Here is a 12,899-nt window from a genome sequence, read left to right as displayed (position 1 = left end):
ATGTTTTACGAGCTTTTTCTATTATTCAGCTTCAGAAACTACTGTGAAGCGTTCGTTTACATGTTTTGGGTTTTCAATTTCATCAAGTGCTGCAACTGCGAAGTCTTCGTAACTTACGTAGCTATCACCTTTTGAGTTAACAAGAAGATTGTCTTTGCCAGCTTTGTAAGAACCAGTGCGTTTTCCTAATGCAAATAGTGCAGAAGGGCTGATGAATGTCCAAGTGATATCATTTGTTTGTTGCAAGATTTCTAAGTTTTTACCTTGGTTTTGAGCTGTTGCAAGGTATTCGCCCGGGAAACCTGGTGTATCAAATACACGTGTTGTTTTTTCTTCGTCTACAAATAAGCTTCCTGCTCCACCAACTACAAGTAATTTTGTATTTGGTGCACCTTTCACAGCTTCAATAAGTACGTTTCCTGCATCTACGTGAAGGTGTTCTTGTCCTGCTGGAGCACCGAATGCATTTACAACTACATCGAATGCTTGTAGATCGTTAGATGTAAGAGAAAATACATCTTTCTCTAAAACTTTTACGTTTTCTTCTGTAATTTTTGCAGCATTTCTTACGATTGCAGTTACTTCATGTCCGCGATCTAATGCCTCTTTTAAAATACGACTTCCAGCTTTACCAGTTGCTCCGATAATTCCAATTTTCATAATAAATCCCTCCAAAGTGTTTTGTTAAAGTGTATATCTGAAAATGAATGAATGTATTGTAATTAGGTTTGTTACAACCTGTTGTAACCATTATAGTTACAGTTATGTATTTTTGTCAATGGTGTTGTTTATGAAATTATTTTTTGTTTAGTATGCACAGCTTGTGAAAGTAAAATCACAAAAGAACAATGCATCCATTGGAAGGGACCTAATATTTGGAAGTCGCAAGATGTCGAAAAATGTTGATTTTTGAATATTTTTTGAATATAATTCGATTTATGGAGAAAAGGAGGGGTTAATTGTATGAATATTTTGGAACAATTCGTTTCGTCGACGAATACGATTCTTTGGTCATATATTCTTATTGCAATGTTAATTGGTTTAGGGCTTTATTTTTCTATTAAATTAAAATTCGTACAACTTACTCATTTAGGGGAAATGATTCGTTTAATGAGTGATGGACTAACTGGCAAGACACGTAAAAAGGGCAGCGTATCATCGTTCCAAGCGTTCTGTATGAGTTCTGCAGCTCGTATTGGTATCGGGAACTTAGCTGGTGTAGCGTTAGCTATTTCTATGGGAGGACCCGGAGCTGTATTTTGGATGTGGGTTATTGCGATTATCGGTGCGTCTTCAAGTTTCGTAGAAAGTACGCTTGCACAAATTTATAAAATAAAAGATGGCAGTGGCTTCCGTGGTGGTCCTGCTTACTATATGGAAAAAGGTTTAAATAAACGTTGGATGGGGATTTGGTTCTCTATTCTGATTACAATTAGTTACGGTTTAATTTTCAACTCAGTACAAGCAAATACAGTAACATTAGCGTTTGAAAATGCATTTGGCTTAGAGCGTTATATTGTTGGTATTGTATTAGCTGCATTAGTTGGGGTTATTATTTTTGGTGGTGTAAAAAGTATTGCACGTATGTCGGAAATGATTGTTCCGCCAATGGCGCTTATTTATATTGCGGTAGCTATTTTTGTTGTCATTAAAAACTTCTATTTAATACCAGATGTGTTTACGGAAATCTTTAAAGGTGCATTCGGATTAGATTCAGCTGTAGGTGGCGGTATCGGTGCTGCGATGAAATATGGTATTCAGCGCGGATTATTTGCGAACGAAGCAGGTATGGGTAGTGCGCCGAACGCGGCAGCAACAGCTGATGTAACACATCCAGCGAAACAAGGTTTTATTCAAACAATTGGAGTATTAGTAGATACATTCTTAGTATGTACATCAACAGCATTTATCGTACTATGTTCTGGTGCATATAAAGCAACGAATTTAGAAGGTATTGAATTAACACAAAATGCATTAAGTTCACAAATTGGCCCATGGGCGAGCAGTTTCTTAGCGATTATTATTTTCTTATTTGCATTTAGTTCACTTCTAGGAAACTACTATTATGGTGAAACAAATATTGAATTCATTAAGCAAAGCAAAACGTGGTTAACGATTTACCGTATTGCGGTAGTTGGAATGGTATTATTCGGTTCTGTTGCGACGCTTCAAGTTGTATGGAATATGGCAGACTTATTTATGGGTCTAATGGTAATCACGAACTTAATTGCGATTACACTTCTTGGTCGATTTGCGTATGCTGCATTGGCAGACTATGTAAGGCAAAAGAAACAAGGGAAAGATCCAGTCTTCAGTGCAGATTCTATTCCTGGTTTAACGAATACAGAGTGTTGGGATAAGTCAGCGGTAACAGATAAAGAAAAAGCAGTGTAATTGAAAAGGCGAGCATCGAGGTAAATTCGATGCTCGCCTTTTTTGTTGTAGTAAATGATGAAAAGGATGAGAGGTAATTATTAATATAACGTTTTTGTTTATTTCTCTCTCGTTATTTGTGGGGAACGTACTGTTTTAAAAGTATGACTGGTCGAAGAGGATAAGTGATTGAGTATTAGTTGAACCAATCGGGCTTTTACGGGCAGTTGATCCCCCACCTAATTTCTTCGTTTTCGTTGAATTTTGAGGTGGGGGTCTTACTGCCCGTTAATGCGGGATAAATGCATGTAATGGCTAGATTTTTATGTAAAAAAACACGTATGTTAATATAAGTGACATACTCATGTCACAAAACCTAACATAAAGTTCTTGATTACTTAAAGTTTTTAGAATATAATTTTCTTATTGTTAGGAAGAGGGGGCAATGCAAATATGGATTTTTTAACTAAGGTAATTGGGGATGTAAATAATGTCCTTTGGTCATATGTCATTATTGCGATGTTAATTGGGTTAGGACTCTATTTTTCATTTCGTGTGAAATTTGTCCAAGTTCGTTACTTCGGTGAAATGATTCGTTTGCTTGGGGATGGGGCAAGCTCGAAAACGAGAAAAGCGCAAAAAGAGAAGAGCGGTGTATCATCATTCCAAGCGTTTTGTATGAGTACAGCTTCTCGTGTAGGTACTGGTAACTTAGCTGGTGTAGCTATTGCGATCTCAGCAGGTGGTCCAGGAGCAGTATTTTGGATGTGGTTAATCGCGGTAATTGGGGGTGCTTCTGCATTTGTAGAGAGCACATTAGCGCAAATTTATAAAGTAAAAGATGGGAATGCATTCCGTGGGGGCCCAGCGTATTATATGGAAAAGGGTTTAAAGAAACGCTGGTTAGGTGTTGTGTTCTCTGTTCTAATAACAGTAAGTTTCGGATTGATTTTTAACGCTGTACAGTCTAATACTGTAGCAGCTGCCTTTGATGGTGCATTTAAAACAGATAGCAGATTAGTAGGTCTTGTTATGGCTGGTTTACTTGCAATTATTATTTTCGGCGGAGTAAAACGAATTGCTCGCGCGGTTGAAATGATTGTTCCAGTAATGGCAATTATTTATGTAGCAGTGGCATTATTCGTTGTTGTAACAAACATTACGGCAATTCCATATGTATTTAAAGAAATTTTCTTACATGCTTTCGGAATTAAAGAAGTAGTAGGCGGAGGATTAGGAGCTGCGATTTTATTAGGGGTAAAACGTGGATTATTCTCAAATGAAGCAGGTATGGGTAGTGCGCCAAACGCAGCAGCGACTGCGAACGTAACGCACCCAGTTAAACAAGGTTTCATTCAAACTTTAGGGGTATTTACAGATACATTATTAATTTGTAGTTGTACAGCATTTATCATTCTTTTATCAGACGTGCATAATGCAGCTGATTTAAATGGAATTCAATTAACGCAGCAGGCGTTAAGTCAACATATCGGTCCATGGGCTTCTATATTTGTGGCAGTGGCAATCTTCTTGTTTGCATTCAGTTCATTAGTAGGTAACTACTACTATGGTGAAACAAATATTGAGTTCTTAAATGGAAGTAAAGTGTTATTAAATGCATACCGCATTGCTGTACTTGGTATGGTTATGCTAGGGTCTGTAGCGACAATTCAAATCGTTTGGGATTTAGCAGATTTATTTATGGGAATTATGGCTGTTATTAACTTAGTAGCAATTGTATTCCTTTCTAAGTACGCTTTCGCAGCGTTATCAGATTATATTAAGCAAAAGAAACAAGGGAAAGATCCAGTCTTTTATGCGGAGTCTATTCCAGGTTTGAACAATACAGAGTGTTGGGATAAGCCAGCGGTAGCTGATAAAGAAAAAGCGGTATAATGAGGTGAGCATCAAGTGAAACTTGATGCTCATTTTTTGTTGGTTCAGCTATTTGTGTGAAGTGAAACTTCTGCTCATTAAAGTTTCGCTTTATAATGAAAAAGACGAACATTCATGAATGTTTCATAATAAAATGTATTTTTTTAAGAAAAGTGCGGATATGAGTTGTGATTTATGTTAGAATGGAAAATGCCTTTGAAATAAGAGGTTTTATGATCTTTCCTATCCGATTGAAGATTTTGGAGGAGAAATGGAAAGTTCGGATTATTTCTTGTTTTGAATGGTCAGACGTTCAACGTTAATGAAGAGTTAAATGGAGGATTTTATTAATGAAGTTTGTTATGTTCCTTGTAGGATTACTCGTTGTATTTGTACTCGGTTTTCTTATAAGTGCCGATCGAAAGAAGATTAAGTATAAACCAATCGCAATTATGCTTATTATTCAGCTAGTATTATCTTATTTCTTATTAAATACACAAGTTGGTTATATTTTAGTAAAAGGAATTTCAGATGGATTTGGCGCACTTCTTGGATATGCGGAAGCTGGAATCGTTTTCGTATTTGGTGGTCTTGTTAATAAAGGAGAGGTTTCATTCTTCTTAACAGCGTTATTACCAATCGTATTCTTTGCGGTTTTAATCGGAATTCTGCAACACTTTAAAATTTTACCGATATTTATTCGTGCTATTGGTACGTTGTTAAGTAAAGTAAATGGTCTAGGAAAACTAGAATCATATAACGCAGTAGCAGCTGCCATTGTTGGACAAGCAGAAGTATTTATTACAGTAAAAGATCAATTAAGTAAAATCCCAAAACATCGTTTATATACATTATGTGCATCTTCTATGTCGACAGTGTCGATGTCAATTGTTGGTTCTTATATGAAAATGATTGAACCGAAATATGTAGTAACAGCACTTGTATTAAATTTATTTAGTGGTTTCATTATCATTCATATTATTAACCCGTACGATATTACAGAAGAAGAAGATACACTGAAATTAGAAAATAAGAAAAAACAATCATTCTTTGAAATGCTAAGCGAGTACATTATGCTTGGTTTCACAATCGCGATTACAGTAGCAGCTATGTTACTTGGTTTCGTAGCATTAATTACAGCAATCAATAGCTTGTTTGATTCAATGTTCGGTATTACATTCCAAGCTATTTTAGGATATATTTTCTCACCATTAGCATTCGTAATGGGTATCCCGCAAGCGGAGATGGTAACAGCGGGACAAATTATGGCAACAAAATTAGTATCAAACGAGTTTGTTGCGATGCTTGATCTTGGAAAAGTAGCTGGTGATTTATCGGCTCGTACAGTTGGTATTCTTTCTGTATTCCTTGTATCATTTGCGAACTTCTCATCTATCGGAATTATCGCAGGTGCAACGAAAGGTATCGATGAAAATCAATCAAATGTTGTATCATCATTCGGTCTACGCCTTGTGTACGGTGCGACATTAGTAAGTATTCTATCAGCAATTATCGTTGGTGTTATGTTATAAAAAAGGATGGCTCTAGCTCATAGCTAGGGCTATTTTTTTATGGTAAATTTGCATGAAAAAACCAATTAATTAGGAATATATTAACATATAAAAATCTTTTAAAATTTATATTGCATTTCACCTAGATAACGCTTACAATTTGATTTGTAGGTGGTATCAATTTCAGACTTTCAAGTATGGTAGGAGAGAAGAAGCTACCTTTTATAAATTGCAATTTATGTAAACGCTTACTGATTTTAGATGACAGTTGAATAGTTTTAGGGGTTTTAAATTTTTTTAACAACAATGGTCAGACGTCATTCGTTATACGTTATACGACCAACAATTCGTGGGAGAAGTGGGGGATTCACATATGAAAATAGTAATGTTTCTAGTCGGTTTACTTGTAGTGTTTGTACTAGGTTTCCTTATCAGTTCAGATCGTAAGAAGATTAAATATAAACCAATTGCACTTATGCTTGTCATTCAATTGGTACTTGCGTATTTCTTACTAAATACAAAGGTCGGATTTGTATTAGTAAAAGGAATCGCAGATGGATTTGGTTCTATTTTAAAATTTGCGGAAGCTGGGGTTAATTTCGTATTTGGTGGTCTAGCAAACGATGGACAAGCACCATTCTTCTTAACAGTATTATTACCGATTATTTTCTTAGCAGTATTAATCGGGATCCTGCAACATATTAAAGTTTTACCGATTATCATTCGTGCAGTCGGTTTCCTATTAAGTAAAGTTAACGGTTTAGGAAAACTAGAATCATATAATGCGGTAGCAGCTGCAATCGTTGGTCAAGGGGAAGTATTCATTACAGTAAAAGATCAACTAAGCAAATTACCGAAAAATCGTTTATACACACTTTGTGCATCTTCAATGTCTACAGTATCGATGTCAATCGTCGGTTCTTATATGAAAATGATTGATCCAAAATATGTAGTAACAGCACTTGTATTAAACTTATTCAGTGGATTCATTATCGTTCATATCATTAATCCATATGAAGTAAAAGAAGAAGACGATATTTTAGAATTACAAGAAGACAAGAAACAAACATTCTTTGAAATGTTAGGCGAATATATTATGCTTGGTTTCTCTATCGCTGTAACAGTAGCGGCGATGTTAATCGGTTTCGTAGCATTAATTACAGCAATTAATGGTGTATTCGATTCAATTTTCGGAATCACATTCCAAAGCATTTTAGGATATATCTTCTCACCATTAGCATTCGTAATGGGTATTCCAACATCAGAGATGTTACAAGCAGGACAAATTATGGCAACAAAATTAGTAACGAACGAATTCGTTGCAATGCTTGACCTTGGAAAAGTAGCTGGCGATTTATCAGCTCGTACAGTAGGTATTTTATCTATCTTCCTTGTATCATTTGCGAACTTCTCATCTATCGGAATTATCGCAGGTGCAACGAAGAGTATTGATGGCAAACAAGCAAACGTTGTCTCATCATTCGGTTTAAAACTTGTATACGGTGCAACGTTAGTAAGTATATTATCAGCGATTATCGTTGGGGTTATGCTTTAATAAATTAAGAAAAGCAATGAGCGTAGGCTCATTGCTTTTTTGTTTAACTTGCTTTATCCAAGTCTCTTTTAAAACGTGGTTTCTCTAAATAAGTTCCCAGTCTCCACACATATTCCACTGGACCCATCCGGTATTTCTGGAGCCAATAGGTGCTAACGAATAATTGAATCGTATAAATTCCGATAGTTAAAAGAATACCGAAGAAATATCCGATTTTCCCGTATAAGCCAAATCCATATGCGTAAAAAATGGTTGTTGCGATAATAGATTGTGCTAAGTAATTACTAACGGACATTTTCCCCATGTTCGCCATGTATGTTAGTAGACGGGTTGCTTTTTTGTAATGGAATAATAAAATGATTGTGCTTCCGTAAAAGAAGGTCATAGTTACTGGTGTAAGGCCATCTTGTAACATAATTAAAAGCGGGTGCTTTACGAACATAGCTAAGATTTTAATTGTAAAAGAGAAGAGACCGGTGGCAAACCATATTTTTTTGACAGCAGGTATATGTTTACTGACCTCAAATAGCCAGCCTTTTTTCCCTACATACATTCCGAGTAGGAACAGTGGAGACATAAAAATTATTGCGAAAACTGATATAAAAAATAATCCGAATGCACCGTCAATTCCCATGTAATCAAAAGGATTTTCAGTCAATCTAAAGTTGACGTGATCCATATAGCTTCCAGTTTGATGGACTTTATGTTCTTTTTCAGTATAAGGTGCGAAATCATTTATATTTGTAGATGGATCAGTTTGATAAGACATAAGTGTAAGAAGTGCGAGTAGAATAATCGCCCAAATGAGCAAAGTTTTCGGTTTTCGATTGATGAATATCATTAAAAAAATCCCGATTATTCCGTATGCAAATAAAATATCTCCCTCCCAAACAAAAGTGCCATGAATGTAGCCGAGTAGTAAAAGAATGATAATACGTCTTATGTATGTGGGGAAGAATTTTTTTCCTTTTGCGATAATACTTTTTTGTAACAAAATAATGCTAAGTCCAAATAGAAAAGAAAATAGGGATATAAAGTTATGTGTGCCGAAAAATTGAATAAACCAATTAGCACCTTTATCAAGATCGCCAAATAGATAAGTTGGTTTTTCACTGGTGAAGAACCCAAATTGAATTAATGTCATATTGATTAGTAAAATGCCAAACAAAGCGAAACCACGAATTGCATCAACAGATTCTACACGTTGATTCATTTTTCCTCTCCTCGTATATTCGTTTTTATATTGAAAATAATACCATTTTATATCTGGCACTATGTCAAATATGAGGAAATTTAAGGTGATTTTAAGATAGAGAGCAAACAAAAAAATCACCTTAATACATGTATTAAGGTGATTGAAATATTACTCAGTTGGAGGCGTAAATGTACGTTTCTCTAATTCAGCATCTAGCATAAACAGTGCGTTTGAATCGCTTGTAATACGTTTTAGTTTTTGGATGATGCTATCGAATGAAGCTTCTTCTTCTACTTGTTCGTCAACGAACCATTTTAAAAATGTAATTGTTGCATGTTCACGCTCATCCCAAGCGATATCAGATAAGTTGTAAATACGTTTCGTTACTTCACGCTCGTGCTCAAGTGCGACTTCAAAAGCGTTTAATACAGATTCGTATTCGTTATTCGGATTATCAAATCCAGTAATAATAGCGCGCTCTCCGCGGTCATTAATATAGTTGTAAAGCTTCATTGCGTGGAAACGTTCTTCTTCAGCTTGTACAAGGAAAAAGTTAGCGAATCCATCATAGCTCTCAGCTGTACAGTAAGCAGCCATTGCCATATAAGCATGGGCAGAGTAAAATTCAAAGTTCATTTGTTCATTTAATGCGTCGTGCAATTTTTTTGATAACATAAAATCCCCCTTAGTATTGTGACAATAATATTATACCATAATTGATAATATTCTCATTTAGATGCTTCGAATCTTTTCGAAAGCTTTGTGACGTGTGCGTCCATAATGTCTTGTAAATCTAAATCATATTTTTGCGAAAGAATAATAAGGTTAGATAGTACATCGCCAAGTTCTTCTTTTAGTTCTTGTTTTAGCTCTTCTTCTGTTTTCGCATCTTCATCAGGGCGATCACGGCCGATTTCAATAGCGCGAACGACTCGTGAAACTTCCCCAACTTCCTCAGTTAAGAAATTTAAGCGAATAAAGGCATTATACTGTGACCAGCTTCGTTTTTCGTAAAATTCCTCAACCCATCTTTGGAATGCAACGATATCCATTTCTTCCTCATCTCCTCAATATGTTGTACAATGTCAATTGTATCATAACAATATATAGTTTCGGGGTGTAGGAATGAGAAAGATTTGTGTGTTTGCAGGTTCTAATTTAGGGGAGAGACCAGAGTTTAAAGAGCAGGCAATTCAGTTAGGTAAAATGTTTGTTGAGAACGACTATGAGCTCGTATACGGTGGTTCATGCGTTGGATTAATGGGAGAAGTAGCAAACGAAGTTCTTCGTTTAGGTGGACGTGTAACAGGTGTTATGCCGCGCGGTCTATTCCGAGGAGAAATTGTGCATACAGGATTAACAGAATTAATTGAAGTAGAAACAATGCATGAACGTAAAGCGAAAATGGCAGAGCTTGCGGATGCTTTTATCGCGCTTCCAGGCGGATACGGAACGTTTGAAGAACTATTTGAAGTTGTATGTTGGTCACAAATTGGTATACACAATAAGCCAGTTGGTTTATTAAACATAAAAGATTTTTACGGACCAATTTTGCAAATGGTTGAACGTGCAGCAGAAGAAGGATTTATGAATCCATCAAATAAAGAATTGATCGTTTCAGCTGAGACGGCAGATAAACTAATTCATGCAATCCAAAATTTTGAGCGTCCTGTTTTGGGAACGAAGTGGAAGCAACTATCATAGCAAATACGGAAACACATGTCGTTTTAATTGAAAAAGGCATGTGTTTTTAATTTGGTTAAATATGTTAATGTTTAGATGTAATGTTTTTGGGAAAGGAGAAATAGATGGAGGAGTTTGTGTATTTACGTCCGGTTTTTAAAAGTATTTTAGCAGCGTCTATTCTTGTTATGCTAATTGTTTCAACACAGAAGAAAGAGCTAATTAATGAATTTTCGCTTTGGTTTATTTCGATATTGTGTATCGGTGTTTCGGCGATAACGCTCTTTATGATTGGTTTTATCGTTGATGAGTATAATCTAGGTGGAGATCCACAATCGTTTTGTATGTTTATTGCGATTGGTTGTATTAGTGGTCTGAATTTCATTATTTATTACAGAAGGCAATAAAAGAGGCATTCCATATTACTTTGGAATGCCTTTATCATTTTGATTGCTTTGTTTTTTATAGATGTCTTTGGAAACACATGTAAGTTTATTTTAAAAAAGCATGTGTTTTTAATTTGGTTCAATATATTGATAATGAGATGTGGAAGCGTTTGAAGAGGGGAAGTAGATGGAGAGATGTTTTGATGAATTAAAAAAGAACATCTGAATAAAGGGTGAGTAAGGAATTATTGAGTGATATATAATTGTTCCGTTAAAGGGTCAGATTTTGGAAGATACCGAATGTTTTTATGAAGTTAGTAGAGGTTTTTTTAATCGAAATCAGAATAAATTTTATAGATGTAATCCTTTGGAAATTTTTAATCAGCTATGTATCATAATCTAATCATTAAAGTGAAAATTGGAGGAGAGATGAGCATGGGGCGTTCTGTATTAAAAATGTATAATTACCACTTATGGGCAAATGAAGTTATTTTAAATCGCTTAAAAGAACTACCGCAAGACATTTTCCATAAGGAAGTTAAGAGTGGTTTTTCTTCGGTGGCAAAAGTAATGTCTCACATATACCTCACAGATTTAGCCTGGTTTGAGATTATTTCTGGTAAAAGCATGAGTGATGCAATGGTACACACAGACCAATTGAGAGAGCAGCTGGAAACAAAAAATATTGAGGAAATGAAAACTAGTTTTTATGAATTATCTAAACGATATAAAGTACTTTTAAGTAGTCAACAAGATTATGAAAAAGTGGTTGAGGTTGATAATCCATATGCTGGGCACCTAGATACGACGGTTTCTGAAACAATACTACACGTGGTCACCCACGGAGCATATCACCGTGGGAATATAGCCACAATGTTGCGGCAAATGGGTTATACCTCTGTTATGCAAGATTTTGGACTGTTTCTATATTCAAAATGAATTCTTTTTATTTACCATAGAATATGGGTTTTTATGATATTTTTTGGGGACTACTTTTATTATTGGTTTAAGTTTAATTATGTAATATAGAATAAAGGCATTCCATATTATTTCGGAATGCCTTTATTGTTATTTTTATTTTGTTTTTTATACAGGTACCAGCCACCCCATCCGCCACCAATTGCTACGACAACGAGGAAAGCATAGTCTTTAACCTCGACACGTATATTGAAAATATTAGCTATAAGTAAGAGAACCCCAACTGTTATTAACGCAAAAAATGCTCTAATTAAGTAGTCTTTCAACTGAACCACTCCCGTCATTTAAGTAGTAAATGATGAATTTGGAAAAGCTTTTTGGATCTATGATACTAAAGGGTGTTTCCTACATTTTAACATAGATGAGATTGTAATATATTGATAAAAGTAGGGGAGAGGGGCGCTGATATTGTCGTGATTTGTCGGCAAATTGATATCCTTTGTCAAATCGTTGATATATTGCGGGTAATGATCGATATAATGAAAAAATCGTTGATATATTGCGAGTTATGATCGATATGTTTGAAAAATCGTTGATATAATTTCGTGTACCGTTAAGTGCGACCATTACATAAAAAAGCGACTCTAAACGAGCCGCTTCTGCTTTTAATGATATCCAGCTCCAGTGACTAGAACAGTCGGTCATTTCGCGCCTTCCTGTGAGGCAAAAAACGCCTCTTCGTCAGGAGCTCCAATGCCCTCCTGTTCTGAGCAAGTCACCTCCGCTTTAAATTAATATCCAGCTCCAGCGGCTAGAACAGTCGGTTGTTTCACTCCTTCATTCGAGGCAAAAAGCGCCTCGTAATCAGGAGTTCCAACACCCTCCTGTTCTGAACGAGCCGCTTCTGCTTTAAAGTCTATTATTGATTCAAGAACGCACGTAGCATCCAAGCGTGTTTTTCTAGTTCTGTGTAGATGCCTAGTAGTAGGTCAGATGTCATTTCGTCGTCAGAGTCTTGAGCGATTTCCATGCCTTTTTTCAGTTCGACTAGCATCATTTCGTAGTCTTTCATGATTGCTTCGACCATCCCTTCTGCAGTTTCTCCGTATGCTGCTTCTTGAATAGAAGATAGTTCTAAGTATTCTTTCATTGTTGCTACTGGTTTGCCGCCAATTGCTAAAATACGTTCTGCAATTTCATCGATATGAGTAGCTGATTCTGTGTAAAGTTCTTCGAATTTCTCGTGTAATGTGAAGAATTGAGGTCCTTTTACGTACCAATGGAAGTTGTGAAGTTTTGTGAATAAAACGCTCCAGTTTGCTACTTGTTTGTTTAATACTTCGATTACTTGTTTGTTCATTATGATCAATCTCCTTTTGAGTTGTTATGTGATATCAATTACT

Annotated in this window: 14 protein-coding genes; 7 read left to right on the top strand and 7 right to left on the bottom strand. The window is 35.7% G+C overall.

The annotated features are described in order from the left end of the window. Nucleotides 1-21: 21 nt before the first annotated feature. Complete coding sequence (locus tag AC241_RS25195) at nt 22-660, bottom strand: NAD(P)-dependent oxidoreductase (RefSeq protein ID WP_000689910.1); 639 nt, start codon at nt 658-660, stop codon at nt 22-24. 303 nt (nt 661-963) lie between these two features. Here AC241_RS25195 and AC241_RS25190 point away from each other — a divergent pair, with 303 nt between their 5' ends. From AC241_RS25190 to AC241_RS25175, 4 genes are all read left to right on the top strand, one after another. Continuing rightward, nucleotides 964-2,394 (top strand): alanine/glycine:cation symporter family protein, encoded by a 1,431-nt coding sequence (locus AC241_RS25190; RefSeq protein ID WP_016079792.1) that lies wholly within the window; start codon nt 964-966, stop codon nt 2,392-2,394. 432 nt (nt 2,395-2,826) lie between these two features. Further along, nucleotides 2,827-4,269: an alanine/glycine:cation symporter family protein gene (locus AC241_RS25185; RefSeq protein WP_016079793.1), complete on the top strand. Its 1,443-nt coding sequence runs from the start codon at nt 2,827-2,829 to the stop codon at nt 4,267-4,269. 329 nt (nt 4,270-4,598) lie between these two features. Then, nucleotides 4,599-5,780, top strand: coding sequence for a NupC/NupG family nucleoside CNT transporter (locus AC241_RS25180; RefSeq protein ID WP_000673845.1), 1,182 nt, complete (start codon nt 4,599-4,601; stop codon nt 5,778-5,780). Between the two features lie 352 nt (nt 5,781-6,132). Then, nucleotides 6,133-7,314 (top strand): NupC/NupG family nucleoside CNT transporter, encoded by a 1,182-nt coding sequence (locus tag AC241_RS25175; protein ID WP_000706853.1) that lies wholly within the window; start codon nt 6,133-6,135, stop codon nt 7,312-7,314. A gap of 43 nt (nt 7,315-7,357) precedes the next feature. On the opposite strand, the gene AC241_RS25170 is transcribed toward AC241_RS25175, so the two are convergent. The 3 genes from AC241_RS25170 to AC241_RS25160 all read right to left on the bottom strand — a co-directional run bounded on the left by AC241_RS25170 (nt 7,358) and on the right by AC241_RS25160 (nt 9,561). Continuing rightward, nucleotides 7,358-8,527, bottom strand: a complete 1,170-nt coding sequence (locus tag AC241_RS25170) for a DUF418 domain-containing protein (protein WP_050844679.1) — start codon at nt 8,525-8,527, stop codon at nt 7,358-7,360. 150 nt (nt 8,528-8,677) lie between these two features. After that, entirely contained in the window at nt 8,678-9,184 is a 507-nt protein-coding gene (locus AC241_RS25165; RefSeq protein ID WP_029443553.1) for a ferritin, read from the bottom strand. Nucleotides 9,185-9,237: 53 nt separating this feature from the next. Next, nucleotides 9,238-9,561 (bottom strand): MazG nucleotide pyrophosphohydrolase domain-containing protein, encoded by a 324-nt coding sequence (locus AC241_RS25160; RefSeq protein WP_000355746.1) that lies wholly within the window; start codon nt 9,559-9,561, stop codon nt 9,238-9,240. A 73-nt stretch (nt 9,562-9,634) separates the two neighbouring features. On the opposite strand from AC241_RS25160, the gene AC241_RS25155 reads away from it, so the two are divergent. The 3 genes from AC241_RS25155 (at nt 9,635) to AC241_RS25145 (ending at nt 11,517) form a co-directional block, all read left to right on the top strand. Then, nucleotides 9,635-10,213: an LOG family protein gene (locus AC241_RS25155; protein ID WP_050844678.1), complete on the top strand. Its 579-nt coding sequence runs from the start codon at nt 9,635-9,637 to the stop codon at nt 10,211-10,213. A gap of 104 nt (nt 10,214-10,317) precedes the next feature. Further along, complete coding sequence (locus tag AC241_RS25150) at nt 10,318-10,599, top strand: hypothetical protein (RefSeq protein ID WP_016079795.1); 282 nt, start codon at nt 10,318-10,320, stop codon at nt 10,597-10,599. Between the two features lie 414 nt (nt 10,600-11,013). Further along, nucleotides 11,014-11,517: a DinB family protein gene (locus AC241_RS25145; RefSeq protein ID WP_016079796.1), complete on the top strand. Its 504-nt coding sequence runs from the start codon at nt 11,014-11,016 to the stop codon at nt 11,515-11,517. Nucleotides 11,518-11,624: 107 nt separating this feature from the next. Here AC241_RS25145 and AC241_RS25140 read toward each other — a convergent pair whose 3' ends face one another. From AC241_RS25140 to AC241_RS25135, 3 genes are all read right to left on the bottom strand, one after another. Then, a complete protein-coding gene (locus AC241_RS25140; protein WP_016079797.1) occupies nt 11,625-11,822 on the bottom strand; it encodes a hypothetical protein in 198 nt (65 codons plus the stop codon). Nucleotides 11,823-12,287: 465 nt separating this feature from the next. Further along, a complete protein-coding gene (locus tag AC241_RS34915) occupies nt 12,288-12,446 on the bottom strand; it encodes an NADH dehydrogenase (RefSeq protein WP_080990856.1) in 159 nt (52 codons plus the stop codon). Then, a complete protein-coding gene (locus AC241_RS25135; protein ID WP_016079798.1) occupies nt 12,416-12,856 on the bottom strand; it encodes a Dps family protein in 441 nt (146 codons plus the stop codon). Before AC241_RS25135 ends, AC241_RS34915 begins: the two co-directional genes overlap by 31 nt. Between the last annotated feature and the right edge of the window lie 43 nt (nt 12,857-12,899).

Origin of the sequence: Bacillus thuringiensis (assembly GCF_001182785.1) — a bacterium.
Lineage (GTDB): Bacteria > Bacillota > Bacilli > Bacillales > Bacillaceae_G > Bacillus_A > Bacillus_A thuringiensis_S.
This window is presented reverse-complemented; position numbering and strand designations above follow the sequence as displayed.